Source organism: Sphingomonas sp. Leaf62, assembly GCF_001421915.1.
Taxonomy (GTDB): Bacteria; Pseudomonadota; Alphaproteobacteria; order Sphingomonadales; family Sphingomonadaceae; genus Sphingomonas.
Genome location: NZ_LMLN01000028.1, coordinates 395,508 through 414,267, shown reverse-complemented (window position 1 = coordinate 414,267; position 18,760 = coordinate 395,508). Strand labels below are relative to the sequence as shown.

Below are 18,760 nucleotides of genomic sequence, written 5' to 3'. Positions count from 1 at the left end.
CGAGCCAAACCGTCCCCCTACTCGTCATCCCTGCCCCAACCCCCAATCGTCATTCCGGCACCCCCAATCGTCATCCCGGCGAAGGCCGGGATCCATAACCGATGCCATCAACGGCTCCTGCCACAACGCACACGTCACGCCCGGCCGCCCCAGACGTCGCGGCGGCGAAGACTGGTGCATCAGCTGCGACGATCCCGCCGCAAAGCGCAAGATCACCCCGCACTCGCATAATGTCCCCTTCGACAACAGAAGACCGGTCGTCCCCTTGCCCAACCCCGCCGCACCATCGTAGCGAGCCACTATGGCCGCCCGCACCACCCAACGCCCCCGCCCCAAACCTGCCACAGCCCCCCGCGGCGTGGGCCGACGCCTTATCGGCTGGGCGATCAAGGCGCTGCTCGGCTTTATCGTGCTGTCGGTGCTGTGGGTGCTGCTGCTGCGCTTCGTCCCGCCCCCCATCACGCTGACCATGCTCGGCGACGTACCGACCGGACACGGCGTCACCAAATCATGGCGCGGCCTGTCGAGCATCGATCCCGATATGCCCCGCGCGGTGATCGCCGCCGAAGACAGTCGCTTCTGCGGTCATAACGGGTTCGATTATGCCGCCATCGCCAACGCTGCCCGCCGCAACGCGCAGGGCGGCCGCATCCGTGGTGGCTCGACGATCAGTCAGCAGACCGCCAAGAACGTGTTCCTCTGGCAGGGCGGCGGCTATTTCCGCAAGGCCATGGAAGCCTATTTCACCGTGTTGATCGAGGCGCTGTGGGGCAAGCGGCGGATCATGGAGGTCTATCTCAACGTGGCCGAAACCGGGATCGGCACCTATGGCATCGAGGCTGGCGCGCAGCGTTACTTCAAACATGGCGCGACCAAACTCTCCGGTCGCGAAGCCGCGCAGATTGCCGCCGTGCTGCCCTTGCCCAAAAAACGCGCTGGCATCGCCCCGACCGGATTCACAGGCCGCTACGCCCGCACGATCGAACGCCGCATTGCCATCGTTCGCCGCGAACGACTGGATCGCTGCCTCAACTGACCCTTTCGAGGATTTCGTTACCCCGGACAGAATTCGGAACGACGACGAAAAGAACGACGTTACTTCGTCGCCCGTTCGACCGCGTCCCCGGCCTTGTCCGCTGCCGAACCCACGCGCTTTGCCGCCGACGTGACCGCACCGGTCCGGGCATTGTCGTTCTTGGCGTTGTTCAGCAGGAAATAGGCACCGACGATTACCGCGATCAACACGGCCAACCCGATCAGCAGCCCGCCGCCTGATCCACGCCGTTCCACGATCACGGTATGCGGCGCACCGTTGGTGGTGGTTTCGATGCGATCCTGGTCCATGGACGATCTCCCAAAAGTTCGATCGCCCAAGAACCACCCGTCGAAGCGCTTGTTCCAGCAGCGTTCCGATCGATCAGAACGGCAGCTTGAACCCCGGCGGCAACGGCAGGCCACTGGTCAGCTTCGACATTTCGGTCGAGCTCGCCGCATCCGCCTTTGCCCGCGCATCGTTGAACGCGGCGACGATCAGGTCTTCGAGCATCTGCTTTTCCGATGCCTGCAACAACGAGTCGTCGATGTCGACGCCGAGGATGCGGCCCTTGGCCGATGCGCGGACCTTGACCAGTCCACCGCCCGATTGTCCGTCGACCTCGATCGTGTCGAGGTTCGCCTGTGCCTTGGTCAGTTCGCTTTGCACGTTCTGCGCCATAGCCATGATGTCGTCGAGATTCTTCATCGCGCGATACTCCCGTCGCTGCGTTGCCAATGATCGAGGGTGGCGTCCGGAAACGCCGCCAGTGCCGCCTGTACCAGCGGCGAATGCAAAACCTGTTCGCGCTCCGATTCCGCCTTGGCCGTTTCCTGCTCGCGCAAGGTGGGCGCACCCGCCCCCTCGCCGATCAGAACGCGCCAATGGCTGCCGGTGATCCCTTTCAGCGCGACTTCGACGTCGCGGGGAAAATCGGCGGGCAGCGGTCGCGATCCGCTCAGCTCGATCAGGTTCGGCTCCAGCCGGATCATGCGCGCGCAATTGCGGAACTGCGCCTCCAGCGAATGGCGGCCATGTTTCGACAACAGGTTCGCGACCTGCTCCATCGTCTCGGGCACCGGATCGACGGCGACTTCGGCCGCAGCCGGCGCAGACGGAGCCGCGGCAGGCGTCATCGCCGGCACCTGCCCCGCCGCCAGTTGCTTGGCCAGCGTCCCCGGATCGGGCAGCGAGGACGCATGGACGATGCGCAGCAACGCCATCTCGCACGCCTCGATCGGCAATGCCGCGCGCAAAACCTCCTCATGGCCCTTGAGCAACAACTGCCACAACCGGTGCAGCATCGGAAACGACAGCGCGCTCCACGCACCGAACGCGGCGCGCTCCTCGGCCGACTGGCCCGGCCCACGGTCCCCGCCGACCTTGACGATCGTCACCGCATGCACGGTTTCGAGCAGCGTCCGCAGCACCGATGCCGGATCAACGCCCAGATCATATTGCGCCCGCAGTGCCTTGAGCGCACCCGCCGCATCGGCCTTCAGCAACAAATCGAACAACGCCCGGATCGCCCCGCGATCCGACAGGCCCAGCATCTGCCGCACCGCATCGGCGCGCACGCCTTCGCCCTCCAAGCCGCCATGCGCGATCGCCTGATCGAGGATCGACAGCCCGTCGCGCGCCGATCCTTCCGCCGCGCGCGCGATCAGTTGCAGCGCCTCCGGCTCGGCCTCGACGCCCTCCGCTTCGACGACCTTCGCGAAATGTCCGGCCAGCAGATCGGCCGGAATCCGCCGAAGGTCGAAGCGCTGGCAACGCGATAGCACCGTCACCGGCACCTTGTGGACCTCGGTCGTCGCCAGCAGGAATTTGACGTGCGCGGGCGGCTCTTCCAGCGTTTTCAGCAGCGCGTTGAACGCCGGCGTCGACATCATGTGCACTTCGTCGATGATGTAGATCTTGAAGCGCGCCGACACGGCGGCATAGCGCACCGCCTCGGTCATCTCGCGCACGCTGTCGACGCCGTTGTTCGACGCCGCGTCGATCTCGATCACGTCGATATGCCGCCCCTCGGCAATCGCCCGGCACGGCTCGCACACCCCGCACGGATCGATCGTCGGCCCGCCGTCCCCGTCCGGCCCGATACAATTCAGCGCCTTGGCGATCAGCCGCGCGGTCGACGTCTTGCCGACCCCGCGCACCCCGGTCAGCAGGAACGCATGCGCCAGCCGCCCGCGCTTGATCGCGTTGCCCAGCGTCGTGACCATCGCATCCTGCCCGATCAGCTGGCTGAACGTCTGCGGCCGATATTTACGCGCGAGCACGCGGTACGGCTGCGCGGCGGCAGGCTGTTCGGGGATGTCGAGGGCGAGGAAGGATTCGGACATTGCTCGTGTCTTAGCGGGTGGTAGCGGCGGTGTCGCCTGTCATACCGGTGGCCCAAGACAAACGGTCAGAGAACGTCGTCGCGCTTCTGTCTCGGCCGCAGTCGACCAACCTTTCGGGCATGACGATGCGGAAGGCGCAACTCAAAATACCGAAGCTCGGCCATCGCGTCGGTGTCTCCTGCAATCGCAGCACGCCGAAGCCAAGTTCGGTATCCGTGTAGATCGCCTCGGTTAAAATGACTGACTGCAAAGTTTTTCGCTGCGCGTGCGTCGCCCTTCAAGTAGGCGCGTCGGTAAAGGCCGGCCGCACTGAAGGCGTCGGCTGCGGTACCCATGCCTTCGCCGCTGGCACCATCAGAGAACCAATCGGCTAATTCGATCATGGCACCCGGGTAACCGCGCAGGGCCAAATGCCACATGATTGGCATCCACAACCCACGATGCCCCTCATACCGGATCGCTAAACCGCGAAGGTACAACCGGTCGAAGGGCGTGTCGTCGGTGACATATTCCATAACCCGGCCTCATTCCCGCCTACTCGACGGATACAAACTTCCTAAGCCGCCAAAGCCTCCAACGCCTCGTTCGCCTCCATCCACTTCATCTCCGCCACCTCGATCTCGGTGTCGAGGCTCGCGCGCCGCTTCATCAACTGCGCCATGGTCAACCTCGCCAGCGCCGGCGTCGCCTTCCCCGCCATCGCCGCATCCAGCGCATCGCGCTGTTCGGTCAGCCGCGCCAGATCGCGCTCGATCGCCTGCGCATCCTTCTTCAGCACCTGCGCCTTTTCGCGCGCTTCGGCGGCGGCCTTGCGGTCGTCCTTCTTGTTGGCCTTCTTCGCCTTTTCCTTTGCCGAATTGCCGAGGATCAGCGCGATATAATCATCGATCGTCCCGTCGAATTCCTTGGCGGTCCCCTCGTCGACCAGTACCAGCCGGTCGGCGGTCGCCTCCAGCATGTGACGATCGTGGCTGACCAGCAGCACGCAACCGGTATAGGCGTTGAGCGCCTGCACCAGCGCCTCGCGCGCATCGACGTCCAAGTGGTTGGTCGGTTCGTCGAGGATCAGCATATGCGGCGCATCGCGGGTGATGAGCGCCAACGCCAGCCGCGCCCGCTCGCCGCCCGACAGCTTACCGACCAGCGTGATCGCCTTGTCCCCCGAAAAGCCGAACCGGCCGAGTTGCGCCCGGACAGCGGCGGGCGACGCGCCTTTCATCTGGCGCGTCATATGCTCCAGCGGGGTGTCGTCGGTGCTCAACTCCTCCACCTGATACTGGGTGAAGTATCCGACCTTCATCTTGCCCGCCGCGTTCATGTCGCCGTCCATCGGCGCCAGCTGCGCCGCCAGCAGCCGCGCCAGCGTCGTCTTACCGTTGCCGTTGCGGCCGAGCAGCGCGATGCGATCCTCGGGATCGATCCGCAGATTCAACCGCTTGAGGATCGGGGTATCGCTGTACCCCACGCTCGCCATGTCGAGCGTGATGAGCGGCGGGCGCAGCTCGCTGGGATCAGGAAAATCGAAGGTCAGGCTGGGATCCTCGGCCACTGCCGCGATCGGCTTCATCTTGGCAAGGATCTTCATGCGCGACTGTGCCTGTTTGGCGGTCGACGCCCGCGCCGAATTCTTGGCGACATATTCCTGCAACTTGGCGCGCTGCGTCGCCTGGTTTGCCCGGGCCGATTCAATCTGCGCCAGCCGTTCGGCCCGCTGCTTTTCGAACGCGTCATAGCCGCCGGGATACAGCGTGATCTTGCCCTGTTGCAGGTGCAGGATGTGGTCGACGACGTTGTTCAGGAAATCGCGTTCGTGGCTGACGACGACGATCGTCGCCTTATATCCTTTGAGGAAATCCTCCAGCCACATCACCGCTTCGAGATCGAGGTGGTTCGACGGTTCGTCGAGCAGCAGCACGTCAGGCTGGCTGAACAGCAGCGCCGCCAGCGCAACGCGCATCCGCCAGCCGCCCGAATAGCTTTCCAGCGGCCGCTGCTGCATTTCTTCGTCGAATCCCAATCCGACGAGGATGCGCGCCGCCCGCGCCGGCGCGCCATAGGCGTCGATCGCTAGCAACCGTTCGTGAATATCGCCCAGCCGGTCGGGATCGGTCACCGTCTCGGCATCGTGCATCAGCCGCGCGCGCTCGACATCGGCCTCCAGCACCGTATCGAACGGCGTCGCCTGTCCGGCGGGCGCTTCCTGCGCGACATAGCCGAGCCGCGACCCGCGCGGCATTTCCGCCGTGCCGTTGTCCGGTTCCAGCTGCCCGGCGATCACGCGCACCAGCGTCGACTTGCCGGCACCGTTGCGACCGATCAGCCCGACCCGGCTACCCGGCGGCAGCGCCGCACTGGCATTGTCGAGGATCGTCCGCCCGCCAAGGCGCACCGTGATACCGTTCAGATTGAGCATGGCGCGGCGCGTAGCATTTTTTGCCGCGTTTGCGAAGAGCGGCGCGAAACGGCTTTCCTACCCGCGCATCGTCCGACAAGATCACTGCCCGCCTGAACCCGACCCGCTCTTTGAAACGTCCGATCGCCCTTCTACGGCGCAAGCTCGGTCCGCCTGTGACAGCGACTGTTGCAAACGAATCGCAAACAGCGACAAATTGCGCGCGAGTGTGACTTTCGTGACCTTTGGCTCGCTCAACCGGCCGCGAACAGTGCGCGCAACTCGCTCTTTACGATCTTCCCGTTCGCATTGCGCGGCAGGATCGTGTCGGAAAAGCGCACCGCTACCGGCACCTTGAACGCCGCCAGCCGGGCTCGCACGAACGCCCGCAACTCGCTCTCGCTTGCGAAACAACCAGGGCACAGATGCACGACCGCCACCGGCACTTCGCCCAGCACCCGGTCGGGCACGCCGATCAGCGCCGCGTCGGTGACCGACGGGTGCGCGTACAGCACATCCTCGACCTCGATCGAATAGATGTTCTCGCCGCCCCGGATGATGATATCCTTGGCGCGGTCGACGATGAAGCAAAAGCCTTCTTCGTCCAGCCGCGCCAGATCACCGGTACGTACCCAGCCATCGACGAACGTCTCCGCGGTCGCCTCCGGACAGTTCCAATAGCCTTTCACGATCATCGGCCCGCGCGCCCATAACTCGCCGACCCCACCCACCGGCAATTCGATTGGCGCGTCGGGTGCCATGATCTTCAGATCGGCGACCGGTACCGGCGGGCCGCAACTGGTCGGGCGGTTCAGATAGTCCTCGGCGCTATGCTGGGTGACCGTCGCCATCGTCTCGGTCATGCCCCAGCCATTGCCGGGCATCGCGCCGAACACCTCATGGATACGCCGCACCAGATCAGACGCGGACGGCGCGCCGCCATATTGGATGATTTCCAGCGACGACAGGTCGTATCGCTCCCGGTCGGGATGCTCCAGCAACTGCCACGCAATCGTCGGCACCCCGCCGGTTACCTGTACCCGCTCGCGTTCGATCAGGGCCAGCGCCTGCGCGGTGTCCCATTTACGCATCAGCACCAGCGTCGTCCCGCTCGCCATCGCCCCCATCAGCGACGCGCTGCACGCGGTGACGTGGAAGAACGGGATGACGAGCAACCCGACCTTGGGCTGGGGTACGGGCGGCGGCATCTCGCCCCGGCGAAGCTGCGCCCGCGCGGCGATATACGCGCTGGAATAAACGTTGGTCGCAAGGTTGCGATGCGTACCGAGCGCGCCCTTGGGCTTGCCCGTCGTGCCGCTGGTATAAAAGATCGTCGCATCGTCGTCGGGTGCGATCACGACGCTGGGCAGCGCGACGTCGGGCAGCGCCGCATAGTCCGCGCAACCGCCGATCACGGCCTCCAGCGCTCGCGCCGGTGCCATCAGCGGCGTGCGTGCCCGTGCCACGATGACGGTTTCCAGCCCCGGCATCGCCGCATAATCGTTGCCGATCCGTTCGTGCCGCTGCCGATCCACGATCAGCATCTTGGCCCCCGAATCGCCGACCCCGAACGCCAGTTCCTGCGGCGTCCACCATGCGTTCAGCGGCACGCAGATCGCGCCGATCGCGACGATCGCAAAGAATGCGACCGGCCATTCGGGCATGTTGCGCATCGCCAGCGCGACCCGGTCGCCCTTGCCGATCCCGCTGTCCTGCAAATGCCTGGCCAGCGTCGCGATCGCGCGAAACTGCGCGTCGAACGTTACCCGCTGATCCTCATGGATCGTCGCCAGCCGCTCGCCATGACTACGGGAGAAAGCAATCAGTTGTGCAAGGGTTGCCGGAGCGTTCTTCCAGATTCGCGTCGGCACGCCCCGGATCGTCTCGGTCGCCATTTCGAACGGGGCACCCGGCGCGGTCAGCGCGGCCTGTACTTGCGCCATCGACATGCGCGGCCAGTCGGCCCCGATGGAAATCGTCGCTTCGCCTGCCTGCAAGACACCGCTCCTGTTCGCCGACCCTAGAATATCGGGTTTGCCCGATCGATCGCCTCCATGCAGGTTGTTATTGATTATCCATTCCGCAAAGGCAATAGAATGCGGCAAACGCTTACCGGTTTAGAATTACCGGTATGGCAGAAGCTGGAGAAGGGCCGAACATGTCCGTACACACCGAACGTCATGGCGACATCCTGGTGGCGATGGCCGACAACCCGCCGGTCAACGCATTGTCGGCTTCGGTCCGGCTGGGACTGAAGGCCGCGATTGAGGAAGCGGCGGCCGACGATTCGGTCCGTGCCATCGTCATCGCGTGCGCCGGCAGAACCTTCTTCGCCGGGGCCGACATCACCGAATTCACCAAGCCGCCGGTCGAACCGCTGCTGCCACAACTGGTCGACATGATCGAGGCGTCGGACAAGCCGGTCGTTGCCGCGATCCACGGCACGGCGCTGGGCGGGGGGTGCGAGGTCGCCATCGGCAGCCATTACCGCATCGCCGTCCCCAGCGCGAAGCTTGGCACGCCCGAGGTGAAGCTCGGCCTGCTGCCCGGTGCGGGCGGCACGCAGCGCCTGCCGCGCCTCGCCGGTGTCGCGGTCGCGCTCGAACTGGTGGCGAAGGGCGATCCGATCCCGGCGGGCAAGGCGAAAGACGCCGGCATCGTCGACCGCCTCGCCACCGAAGGCAATCTGCTGGAGGAAGCCATCGCCTTCGCCCGCGAAGTCGCCGACATCCGCCCCCTGCCCCGCACCTCCGAAAAGTCGGTTTCGCCCGACCCCGAAGCAGTCGCCGCCTTCGAAAAGGCCAATGCCCGGCGCTTCCGCGGCTACGAAGCGCCCGCCGCCAACATCGCCTGCGTCGTGAAGGCCAGCGAGACGCCCTTTGCCGAGGGGATCGCGTTTGAGCGGCAGCAGTTTATGAAGCTGATGTTCTCCGTCCAGTCGGCGGCACAGCGGCACATCTTCTTCGCCGAGCGCAAGGCATCGAAGATCGACGGCATCGCCGACGACATTGCGCTACGCCCGATCCAGCGCATCGGCGTGATCGGCGCGGGCACGATGGGCGGCGGCATCGCCATGAACTTCCTGTCGGCGGGCGTGCCCGTCACCATCGTCGAGATGCAGCGGGACGCGCTCGACCGCGGCGTCGGCATCATCCGCAAGAATTACGAGGCGACCGCCGCCAAGGGTCGGATGAAGCCCGAGCAGGTCGAGCAGGCGATGGGTCTGCTGACCCCCACGCTCTCGATGGACGACCTTAACGAGGTCGATCTGGTGATCGAGGCGGTGTATGAGGAAATGTCGGTCAAGCAGGACATTTTCGGCAAGCTCGACGCCATTTGCAAACCCGGCGCGATCCTCGCGTCGAACACCAGCTATCTCGACGTCAACGTCATTGCCGCCGCGACCAAGCGGCCGCAGGACGTGCTCGGCCTGCACTTCTTTTCGCCCGCCAACATCATGAAGCTGCTGGAGATCGTCCGTGGCGACGCGACCGCCGACGATGTGCTGGCAACGGCGATGGCGCTGTCGAAGAAGATCCGCAAGGTCGCGGTCGTGGCCGGCGTCTGCCACGGTTTCATCGGCAACCGGATGCTGGAACCGCGGCAGGTCGAGGCGATGAAACTGCTGATGGAGGGTGCGACCCCCGAACAGGTCGACCGCGTCCATGTCGAGTTCGGCATGCCGATGGGTCCGTTCCAGATGGCCGACCTGGCCGGCGTCGATATCGGCTGGCATCGTGATCCCAGCCGGATCGAGAATATCCGCGATGCCCTCGCCGCCGAGGGTCGCTGGGGCCAGAAAAAGGGTGCGGGCTTCTACGATTACGACGACAAGCGGCAGGCATCGAACAGCGCCCGCGTCGCCGAGATCATCGACGATTTCCGTACCAAGACCGACACCCCGCAGCGCGAGATCACCGATGAGGAGATCGTCGAACGGACCCTCTACCCGATCGTCAACGAAGGCGCGAAGATCCTGTCGGAAGGCAAGGCACAGCGCGCGTCCGATATCGATGTGGTCTGGATCTATGGCTATGGCTGGCCGCCCTATCGCGGCGGGCCGATGTTCTGGGCCGATATCGAGGGCGCGAAGAAGATCGTCGCGGGCCTCGAAAAGCACGGCTTCGACGTCGCGCCGCTGCTGCGCGAAAAGGCGGAGACCGGCGGGCGGTTCAACAAGTGACCGACCTCGCCGCGTTCCGCGCCGACACCCGCGCATGGCTGGAGGCGAATTGTCCGCCATCGATGCGTGAACCGGTCCGTTCCGACAAGGACGTGACATGGGGTGGCCGCAATCCGACCTATGCCAATCCCGATCAGAAGCTGTGGCTGGACCGGATGGCGGAGCGCGGCTGGACGGTGCCCGACTGGCCGACCGCCTATGGCGGCGGCGGCCTGTCGCCGGCCGAGGCCAAGATATTGCGCGAAGAAATGACGGCAATAGGCGCACGCAATCCGCTCTATTCGTTCGGCATTTCGATGCTTGGCCCCGCGCTGCTGAAATACGGGACCGAGGAACAGAAGCAGGCGCATCTGCCGAAGATCGCGCGCGGCGAAATCCGCTGGTGTCAGGGCTATAGCGAACCCGGCGCCGGTTCCGACCTCGCCGGGCTGCAAACCAGCGCGGTTGCCGACGGCGACGACTTCATCGTCAACGGGCAAAAGGTGTGGACCAGCTATGCCGACAAGGCCGACTGGATCTTCTGCCTCGTCCGCACCGACCGTTCGACCAAGCAGGGTGGAATCAGCTTCCTGCTGTTCGACATGGCATCGCCCGGCATCACCACCCGCCCGATCAAGCTGATCTCGGGCAACTCGCCCTTCTGCGAAACCTTCTTCGACGATGTCCGCGTGCCGAAGACCAATCTGGTCGGCGACCTGAACAAGGGTTGGGACGTGGCCAAATATCTGCTCGGCCATGAGCGGGAAATGATTTCGGGCATGGGCGGCACCGGCAACGGCCCATTGATTGCGAAGGCGCTCGAGACGATCGGCACCGACGATGCCGGCCGTTTGGCCGACCCGATGCTGCGGTCCGCCATCGCGACCTTCGACGTCCGCGCCCGCGCGTTTACCGCCATGTCGGAACGTTTCCGCGACGAGTTGAAGGCCGGTCGCGCGCATCCCGCGCAGCCGAGCATGATGAAATATGTCGGCACCGAGTTGAACAAGGCGCGCCACGAACTGCTGATGGCATCGGGCGGATCGGACGCGCTCGAATGGGAAAGCGCCGAAAGCGACAACGGCGCGGCGGCGCGCGCCTGGCTGCGGACCAAGGCGAACTCGATCGAGGGCGGCACGTCCGAAATCCAGCTCAACATCATCGCCCGCCGCATCCTCGACCTGCCGCTGCGATAACTGTCAGGAACACCCTCCATGCCCCTGTTTCTGAACGACGATCAGACGATGCTGGCCGACACCGCCTGCGAGTTTCTGGGCGAAGCCGCGCCCGTTGCCCATTTGCGGGCGTTGCGCGACGCCGACAACCCAACCGGCTTCGATCGCGGCCTGTGGGCGAAGTTTGCCGAGATGGGCTTTACCGGCATGATGGTGCCCGAAAGCACGGGCGGCCTCGGCCTCGGCCATGTCGAGGCCGGCATCGTGCTGGAGGAGATCGGCCGCAACCTGTCGCCCTCGCCCTTCCTCACCACGTCGGTCGCCGCCGTCGCCGCGCTGTCGGGGACGAGTGCCGGCGAACGCTGGCTGCCGCGCATCGCCGCGGGCGAAACCGTCGCGGCGTTGGCGATCGACGAACGCGCGAAGCATGGCGATGCCGTTGCGATGCGCGCCGAGCGATCGGGCAACGGCTTTCGCCTGGTCGGCACCAAGCAGTTCGTCACTCACGGCCATGTCGCCGACCTGATCCTCGTCATCGCCCGCACCGCTGGCAGCGATCGCGATGCGGAGGGACTGACGCTGTTCGCCTTCCCCGCCGATACCCTCGGCCTCTCCGCCGATCCCCGCCGCCTTACCGACAGCAGCATCGCCGCCCGCCTGACCTTCGACCATGTCGAAATCGATGGCGACGCGGTGGTCGGCACGGTCGACGATGGTCGCGGCGCACTCGACCGCCTGCTCGCCGCCGCGCGGACCGGGGCGGCAGCGGAATCGCTCGGCGTCGGTGACGGCGTGGCGACGCGGACGCTCGACTATCTGCGGCAGCGCAAGCAGTTCGGCCAGACCATCGGCAGTTTTCAGGCGCTGCAACACCGCGCCGCGCACCTCTATTCCGAACTCGAAGTCGCGCGCGCGGCGGTGCTGAAGGCGCAGCAACTATTGGACGAAGGTGCGGCGGATGCCGACGCCGCCGTTTCAGTCGCGAAGGCGATGGCGGGCATGGCGTCGACGCTGGCGGTGCAGGAAGCGGTGCAGATGCATGGCGGCATCGGCATGACCGACGATGCCGATATCGGTTTCTTCATGAAGCGCGCCCGCGTCCTGACCGAGATGTACGGCGATATCGGCTATCACAGCGACCGCATAGCCCGGATCGGAGGCTATTGATGGAGCCGACGCCCGCCGATCTGGTCGCGGGACTGGTCGCGCTGCTCGATATCGAGGAGATCGACACCGACCTGTATCGCGGCGCGCGCAATCCTGGCGGTGTCGGCCGGGTGTTCGGCGGACAGGTGATCGGGCAGGCCTTGCAAGCGGCGCAACGCTCGATCGGCGGGGCGAAGATCGCGCACTCGCTCCACGCCTATTTCCTGCGGGCGGGCGATGAGGAGCATCCGATCCTCTACCGCGTCGTCCGCGACTTCGCCGGACGCAGTTTTGCCAATGCCCGCGTGATCGCGATGCAGCGCGGACAGGCGATCCTGAACATGGCGGCGTCGTTTCAGTTGCCCGGGGACGGCATGATGCATCAGGACGCGATGCCCGACGTTCCCCCGCCCGAGGCATTACGCTCCGATCGCGACCTCCGGCTGGCGATGCAGGACCGTATCCCCGACAAGTTCCACCGGCTGTTCCTGCGCGCCCGCCCGATCGAAATCCGTCCGGTCGAGGCCGATCACCTGACCGACCCGACGCCGCGCACACCGATCCAGCATGGCTGGTTCCGCGCGGTCGCGCCGCTCGGCGACGACGCGACGCTCCACCGTGCAGTCCTCGCCTATGCCAGCGACATGATGCTGCTCGGCACCTGTATGCTGCCACACGGCATTCACTGGATGATGGATCGGGTCCAGACCGCAAGCCTCGATCACGCACTGTGGCTGCACGAACCGTTCCGCGCTGACGACTGGCTGCTCTACGTCACCGACAGCCCATGGGCCGGGCACGCCCGCGGCTTCAACCGTGGCCGCATCTTTGCCCGCGACGGGCGACTGGTGGCGAGCGTGGCGCAGGAAGGGCTGGTTCGGGTGCGGGGATAGGCGCCGTCCACCTCCCCCGGCATTCCCGTACGAAGGCGGGGGTATAGTTGGCTACGGAAAGCCTCACCCCGGCTCGTGCAACGGACACCCATTGAACCGCGCGCGATACTGCGCCGAATGGTCGTAGACCGGCTTGCGCACCCGGTTCACCCCACCCAGCGGCTGATGTGCGGCCAGCCCGGTCCAGACGCTGAACCGTAGCCCCTCATCGACCTCGGCAACCTTGTCCGCCGACCAGCTATCCTGCGGCTCGCAGCGCAACGTCGCGACGGTCAGATACGGGCTGACATCCTCCGGCCATGGCGTTGCCGCATCCTCGATCGGCTGGGTTTCGGGATCGCGCAGCAGCTGCACCCGCACGTCCCATTCGCCGCGCACCTTCGCCGCCGACGCCTGCAAATCTTCCCGGATCGCATTCGGACGCCCGCTGGTATCGACCACGACATCGGTCAGCGCGGTCACATCGGGCGACACCGGCACCACCTGATATTTGGCGACATAGGAACCGTGACGGAACGGCGTGGCCGAGAAATAGGTCTCACCCAGCGGATGCACGTTCTTCGACCCGCCCATCGTCTTCAACAACGTACTCTCGCTCCCGACCGCCTCCAACGCCGCCTCGGCCCCGCGCAAGACATAGGACAGCGCCTTCTTCGCCCATTCCGCCTTGTCGGTCGTCCTGGCGAGCAGTTTCAGGTTGCTGGCGAACTTCGCGGGCGTCGGCGCGGCAAAGGCGGGCGCGTTGACCATCACGAAGTCCTGTGTCCGCCCGCCGGCTCCGGCCAGACGTTCGCCCTCGACCTCCATCACCTTCCACGCCAGCCCGCGCGGCAAACCGATCGCGTCGTCGAGGATGTCGCCGGGATTCGTCGAAAACCGCATCCACACCGGATAAACGCCGGGCTTCGCGAACAGCCCCTGCGCGAGCTCGGGCGGCAGATCGTCATGCACGCTCAGTTCGGCCTTCAGAATGCCGTGCGACTTGGCATGGACCGCGCGCACCGCTTTGCCGTAATCCGCAGAGGTGGTCGTGAGGATCGTATCGAACGCCTGCTCCATCTCGGCAACCGTCGCCGCCTCGTCCGCCTCCGGTGTTTCGAGTGCGGCGGTGTAGCGCACCGGCGGTTTCAGCATGTCGGTCATCTGCAGGAACTCCCTTGTCTTCATGTCGACAAGTGCGGGGGAGGTTATTCGTTCCGGGGACTTATACGGCGGTACGCCCATAGTCCTGCCGGGTGAACGGATGGCTCGACGACAGCCCGCCATCGACCGCCCACGCCTGTCCGTTGACGTAACTGGCCTCGGCGGACGCAAGGAACAGGACGACATTGGCGACCTCCTCAACCTCGCCGCCGCGGCGCAAGGGGTTCAGCCGACCGATCCGCCCCTCCTTCCCCGACTGGCGAGCGTGGTCATAGACCATTGCCGTCATTTCGGTCTCTATCAGGCCCGGACATACCGCATTCACGCGCACACCCGATCCTGACAATTGCTGCGCGGCGGTCTGGACCAGATTGATGACGCCCGCCTTCGACGCCGAATAGGCAGCGCCGCCCGCGCCCGACCGCAGCCCGGCGACGCTGGCGGTACATACGATCGCCCCGCCGCCCGCCGCCGCCATCACCGGTGCGGCGTGACGGATTGCGAGAAACGGGCCGATCAGATTGACCCGCAATATCTCCGCCCAGTCATCGGCGGATTGCTCGAGTAGCCCGGCCAGTCCGCCCGAAATGCCCGCATTGGCATGAACGATATCGATCCCGCCGAAGCGTCCGACCGCCAACGCCACCGCACCTGCGACATCCTCGTCCGCGCCTGCATCCATCGTACAGGCCACCGCCCGACCGCCCGCCGCCTCGATCAGCGCCACCGTCGCCCCGGCATCGGACCGGTCGCCACAAACCACCCCCGCGCCTTCCCGCGCGAAAGCCAGCGCACAGGCCCGCCCGATCCCCGATCCGGCACCCGTGACCAGCACCGACCTGCCCGCAAACCGCATCATGCCCCCGCCTGTTCCGCAAACCGCCATGCCGCCGCTGCCAGTTCGGGTACCCGCTCGGCCATCCGCGCCGCCTGCGCGCTCGACGCGTTGCCGTCGCGCACCCGCTGCTTGATCCCCTGCACGATCCCGGTCAGGCGGAAGAGGTTATAGGCGAAATACCAGTCCAGCCCCGGCACCCCGTCCCGCCCGGTCGCCGCGCAATAGCGCGTCACGACCTCTTCCATCGCCGGAATGCCGCTGTCGCCGCCGCTCAATCCAGCAATGCCCGACCGACCATCGGGCGGCGTCATCCAGTTCATCAGCAGATAGGTGAAATCGGCCAGCGGATCGCCCAGCGTCGACAACTCCCAGTCGAGCACCGCCGCGACGCGTACGCTGTCTTCGGCGAAGATCAGATTGTCGATCCGGTAGTCGCCATGGACGATCGCCACCCGCTCCTGCGCCGGCACCGTGCACGGCAGCCATTCGATCAGCCGCTCGACATCCGCCAGATCGTCGGTCTGGCTCGCCCGATATTGCCGGGTCCAGCGCGCCACCTGCCGCTCGAAATAATTGCCCGGCTTGCCGTAATCGCCAAGGCCGACCGTTACCGGATCGATAGCGTGCAGCGCCGCCAGCGCATCAACCATCGCCCAGTAATGCGCGCGCCGTTCGTCGGGCGACAGGTCGGGCATCGCACCATTCCAGATCGTCCGCCCCGCGACCCGCTCCATCAGATAGAAGGGCGCGCCGATCACCCCCGCATCCTCGCACAGCGCGATCGGCCGCGGTACCGGATAGCCGGTGGGGTGCAGTGCCGCGATCAATCGATATTCGCGCTCGATCGCATGCGCGCTGGGCAACAACACCCCGAACGGCTTGCGGCGCAGGACATAGGACCCGCGCGCCGCATCGACCCGGTAGGTCGGATTGCTCTGCCCGCCCGAATAGCGCGTCACCGCGACCGGCCCGTCCCCGACCGTCGCCGCCAGCCACGGCGTCAGCCGGTCGAGATCGAGGTCGACGTCACCGCCCACCGGACACCCTCGCGAACTCGGCGCGGGCGATCGCGCGGTTGTGCACCTCGTCCGGCCCATCGGCGAAACGCAGCGTGCGGACCCCGGCCCATGCGGCGGCCAGCGGAAAGTCCTCCGACACGCCGCCGCCGCCATGCGCCTGGATCGCATCGTCGAGGATCGCCAGCGCCATGGTCGGCGCCTGCACCTTGATCATCGCGATCTCGCCCTGCGCCGCCTTGTTCCCAGAGCGATCCATCATGTCGGCGGCCTTCAGGCACAGCAGCCGCGTCATCTCGATATCGATCCGCGCCCGCGCGACCCGTTGTTCCCAAATCGACTGTTCGGCGATCCTTTTCCCGAACGCGACGCGCGATTGCAGCCGCGTCGCCATCGCCTCCAGCGCCATCTCCGCAACGCCGATCGTGCGCATGCAGTGATGGATACGCCCCGGCCCCAGCCGGCCCTGCGCGATCTCGAACCCACGTCCCTCGCCCAGCAGCAGGTTGCTCGCCGGTACCCGCACCTTGTCCAGCACCACCTCGCCATGCCCGTGCGGGGCATGGTCATAGCCATAGACCGGCAACATCCGCTCGATCCGCACGCCGGGGGCATCCATCGGCACCAGGATCATGCTCTGCTGCTGGTAGCGCGGCGCGTTCGGGTCGGTCTTGCCCATCACGATCGCGACCTTGCAGCGCGGATCGCCGGTCCCAGACGACCACCATTTGCGCCCGTCGATCACATAATCGTCGCCGTCGCGCACGATCCGCGTCTCGATATTGGTCGCATCCGACGACGCCACCGCCGGTTCGGTCATCAGGAACGCCGACCGGATCGTCCCGTCCATCAACGGCCGCAGCCATGCCTCCTTCTGCTCACGCGTGCCGTAGCGATGCAGCACCTCCATATTGCCGGTGTCGGGAGCCGAACAGTTGAACACCTCGCTCGCCCAGTGCCACCGCCCCATCGCCTCGGCACACAGCGCATATTCGAGGTTGGACAACTGCGTACCCTCGAACGCAAAGCTGTCATCGACCATCGGCGCGCCCGAATGCGGCGGCATGAACAGGTTCCACAGCCCCGCCGCCCGCGCCCGTTCCTTCAGCGGTTCCAGCATCGCCACCGGTGCCCAGCGATCACCGCTCGCAACTTCCACATGATAGTCATGGTCGGCAGGAGCGACATGCTCGGCCAAAAACGCGGTGACCCGGTCGCGCCAATGGGTTTCGCGCTCGCTTAGCGAAAAGTCCAACATCCGTCTCCCGCTGCAACCTTTTTTATTGATTTAGGCCATACCGCATATTCGGTAAAGCGCCGATGACGTCGCGTACTAGAGCGAAAATTGGGCTTGGGCTCCACACCCGTTCTGCTAGGGTCGCTTCCATGACGACGACGAACGGGGCCACCAAACGCTACCGCGCCAAACGCGACGCGATCCTTGCGGCGGCAGCGGAAGCGATCAACGAAGCCAGTGCCAAGGGCATGACCTTTGCCGACGTTNCCGCCGCCGCCTTCGACCATACGCTCGACTGGCTACAGGCGACGCTGGACGAAGCGCTCCGCGAACCCACCCCGCAGGCCCGCGTCGCAAAGTTTTTGGGCGTCCATTTCGACCGGCAGCGCCGGATCGAAGCGGGCGAGGAACGCCCCGTCGCGATGCTGTCCGACCTGCGCGCGATGGAGGACCCGTTCAAGGCACGCCTCCTGTCCGGCTGGCGCGACGTCTTTCGCAAGACGCGCACCCTGTGGGGCGACCCCGCCGACCGCACCGCCAAGGATATCTTCAGCGCCCGCGCCCATGTCCTGCTTGAAAACTGCTTCTGGTTGACCGTCTGGCTCGATCGTTACGAACCCGACCAATATGACCGGGTCGAAGCGCGACTGATGGACGTGTTCCTGCACGGCATGGCCGGCCCCGGCCAGCGCTGGGCACCGCGACCGCTTGCCCCAGAACAGGCCGATGCCGAACCGGCGCGCGACGCCTTTCTGCGCGCGGCCACCCGGCTCATCAACGAACTCGGCTATCGCGGTGCCTCGGTCCAGCGGATCGCGTCCGAACTGAACGTGACCAAGGGGTCGTTCTACCACCATCTCGATGCCAAGGACGATCTTGTCATCGCCTGTTATCGCCGCAGCTTCGACACGATCAGCGCGGCCCAGCGTGCCGCCGATCACGCCGGCGGCAGCCATTGGCAGCGCCTGTCGAGCACGCTTGCGCTGCTGGTCGACGCACAGTTCACGGACCAGGGGCCGTTGTTGCGCACCACCGCCCTATCCGGACTGCCGCTGACCGTACGACAGGCGATGGTCGACCGCTCCAACCGCATCGCCCGCCGCTTCGCCGGCACGATCAGCGACGGCATCGCCGAAGGCTCGCTGCGCGCGGTCGACCCGCTGATCGCGGCACAGGCGGTGATGGCGTTGCAAAACGCCGCGTTCGACATGCGTAACTGGGCAGCGACGATGCCGCGCGAACGGGCGGTGGGCTTCTATGCGTCGACGGTGATGACGGGATTGTTTGACGATCCGGTGGTTTGAACGACACGTTCCGTGTAGCGCCAAACGGGGGCTTGATTACCCATCGGTCGGTGATGTTTTCAAACAGGGACACTCG

General features: G+C 65.7%; 16 protein-coding genes. 6 read left to right on the top strand and 10 right to left on the bottom strand.

Features of this window, described 5'->3' with window-relative positions; translation table 11 throughout:
* The first annotated feature begins 301 nt into the window (after positions 1-301).
* Positions 302-1,036 carry a monofunctional biosynthetic peptidoglycan transglycosylase gene (mtgA, locus tag ASE91_RS13425; protein ID WP_082454019.1) on the top strand — a complete coding sequence of 245 codons (735 nt, stop codon included), beginning with the start codon at positions 302-304 and terminating at the stop codon, positions 1,034-1,036.
* A gap of 59 nt (positions 1,037-1,095) precedes the next feature.
* On the opposite strand, the gene ASE91_RS13420 is transcribed toward mtgA, so the two are convergent.
* The 6 genes from ASE91_RS13420 to ASE91_RS13395 all read right to left on the bottom strand — a co-directional run bounded on the left by ASE91_RS13420 (position 1,096) and on the right by ASE91_RS13395 (position 7,719).
* Positions 1,096-1,344, bottom strand: coding sequence for a hypothetical protein (locus tag ASE91_RS13420; RefSeq protein ID WP_056626899.1), 249 nt, complete (start codon positions 1,342-1,344; stop codon positions 1,096-1,098).
* Positions 1,345-1,417: 73 nt separating this feature from the next.
* Positions 1,418-1,741: a YbaB/EbfC family nucleoid-associated protein gene (locus tag ASE91_RS13415; RefSeq protein WP_056626898.1), complete on the bottom strand. Its 324-nt coding sequence runs from the start codon at positions 1,739-1,741 to the stop codon at positions 1,418-1,420.
* The gene (locus tag ASE91_RS13410) at positions 1,738-3,378 is read right to left on the bottom strand and encodes a DNA polymerase III subunit gamma/tau (RefSeq protein ID WP_056626897.1); all 1,641 of its coding nucleotides are present in this window, start codon (positions 3,376-3,378) and stop codon (positions 1,738-1,740) included. Before ASE91_RS13410 ends, ASE91_RS13415 begins: the two co-directional genes overlap by 4 nt.
* Before the next feature lie 65 nt (positions 3,379-3,443).
* Complete coding sequence (locus ASE91_RS13405) at positions 3,444-3,893, bottom strand: hypothetical protein (protein WP_056626896.1); 450 nt, start codon at positions 3,891-3,893, stop codon at positions 3,444-3,446.
* A 41-nt stretch (positions 3,894-3,934) separates the two neighbouring features.
* Positions 3,935-5,791: an ABC-F family ATP-binding cassette domain-containing protein gene (locus ASE91_RS13400; RefSeq protein ID WP_056626895.1), complete on the bottom strand. Its 1,857-nt coding sequence runs from the start codon at positions 5,789-5,791 to the stop codon at positions 3,935-3,937.
* A gap of 233 nt (positions 5,792-6,024) precedes the next feature.
* On the bottom strand, positions 6,025-7,719 hold the full coding sequence (locus ASE91_RS13395) for a class I adenylate-forming enzyme family protein (protein ID WP_056627210.1): 1,695 nt from the start codon (positions 7,717-7,719) through the stop codon (positions 6,025-6,027).
* A 209-nt stretch (positions 7,720-7,928) separates the two neighbouring features.
* Here ASE91_RS13395 and ASE91_RS13390 point away from each other — a divergent pair, with 209 nt between their 5' ends.
* Genes ASE91_RS13390 through ASE91_RS13375 form a run of 4 tightly spaced genes read left to right on the top strand, consistent with a single transcriptional unit; the run spans position 7,929 to position 13,146 of the window.
* Positions 7,929-9,953, top strand: a complete 2,025-nt coding sequence (locus ASE91_RS13390) for a 3-hydroxyacyl-CoA dehydrogenase NAD-binding domain-containing protein (RefSeq protein ID WP_156357839.1) — start codon at positions 7,929-7,931, stop codon at positions 9,951-9,953.
* Positions 9,950-11,128: an acyl-CoA dehydrogenase family protein gene (locus ASE91_RS13385; RefSeq protein ID WP_056626886.1), complete on the top strand. Its 1,179-nt coding sequence runs from the start codon at positions 9,950-9,952 to the stop codon at positions 11,126-11,128. The genes ASE91_RS13390 and ASE91_RS13385 overlap by 4 nt, the downstream gene beginning before the upstream one ends.
* A gap of 18 nt (positions 11,129-11,146) precedes the next feature.
* Positions 11,147-12,274 (top strand): acyl-CoA dehydrogenase family protein, encoded by a 1,128-nt coding sequence (locus ASE91_RS13380; protein WP_056626884.1) that lies wholly within the window; start codon positions 11,147-11,149, stop codon positions 12,272-12,274.
* Positions 12,274-13,146, top strand: a complete 873-nt coding sequence (locus tag ASE91_RS13375) for an acyl-CoA thioesterase (protein ID WP_200911259.1) — start codon at positions 12,274-12,276, stop codon at positions 13,144-13,146. The genes ASE91_RS13380 and ASE91_RS13375 overlap by 1 nt, the downstream gene beginning before the upstream one ends.
* Positions 13,147-13,209: 63 nt before the next feature.
* Here ASE91_RS13375 and ASE91_RS13370 read toward each other — a convergent pair whose 3' ends face one another.
* From ASE91_RS13370 to ASE91_RS13355, 4 genes are all read right to left on the bottom strand, one after another.
* On the bottom strand, positions 13,210-14,289 hold the full coding sequence (locus ASE91_RS13370; protein ID WP_327196786.1) for a catalase family protein: 1,080 nt from the start codon (positions 14,287-14,289) through the stop codon (positions 13,210-13,212).
* Positions 14,290-14,350: 61 nt separating this feature from the next.
* On the bottom strand, positions 14,351-15,148 hold the full coding sequence (locus ASE91_RS13365) for an SDR family NAD(P)-dependent oxidoreductase (protein WP_056626878.1): 798 nt from the start codon (positions 15,146-15,148) through the stop codon (positions 14,351-14,353).
* A complete protein-coding gene (locus ASE91_RS13360) occupies positions 15,145-16,164 on the bottom strand; it encodes a phosphotransferase family protein (RefSeq protein ID WP_056626877.1) in 1,020 nt (339 codons plus the stop codon). Before ASE91_RS13360 ends, ASE91_RS13365 begins: the two co-directional genes overlap by 4 nt.
* The gene (locus tag ASE91_RS13355; protein WP_056627205.1) at positions 16,154-17,398 is read right to left on the bottom strand and encodes an acyl-CoA dehydrogenase family protein; all 1,245 of its coding nucleotides are present in this window, start codon (positions 17,396-17,398) and stop codon (positions 16,154-16,156) included. Before ASE91_RS13355 ends, ASE91_RS13360 begins: the two co-directional genes overlap by 11 nt.
* Positions 17,399-17,647: 249 nt before the next feature.
* Between ASE91_RS13355 and ASE91_RS13350 the strand changes: the two genes are divergently transcribed.
* Positions 17,648-18,684, top strand: a 1,037-nt coding sequence (locus ASE91_RS13350; RefSeq protein WP_235530480.1) for a TetR/AcrR family transcriptional regulator, incomplete at its 5' end; no start/stop codon positions are given.
* Positions 18,685-18,760: the final 76 nt, after the last annotated feature.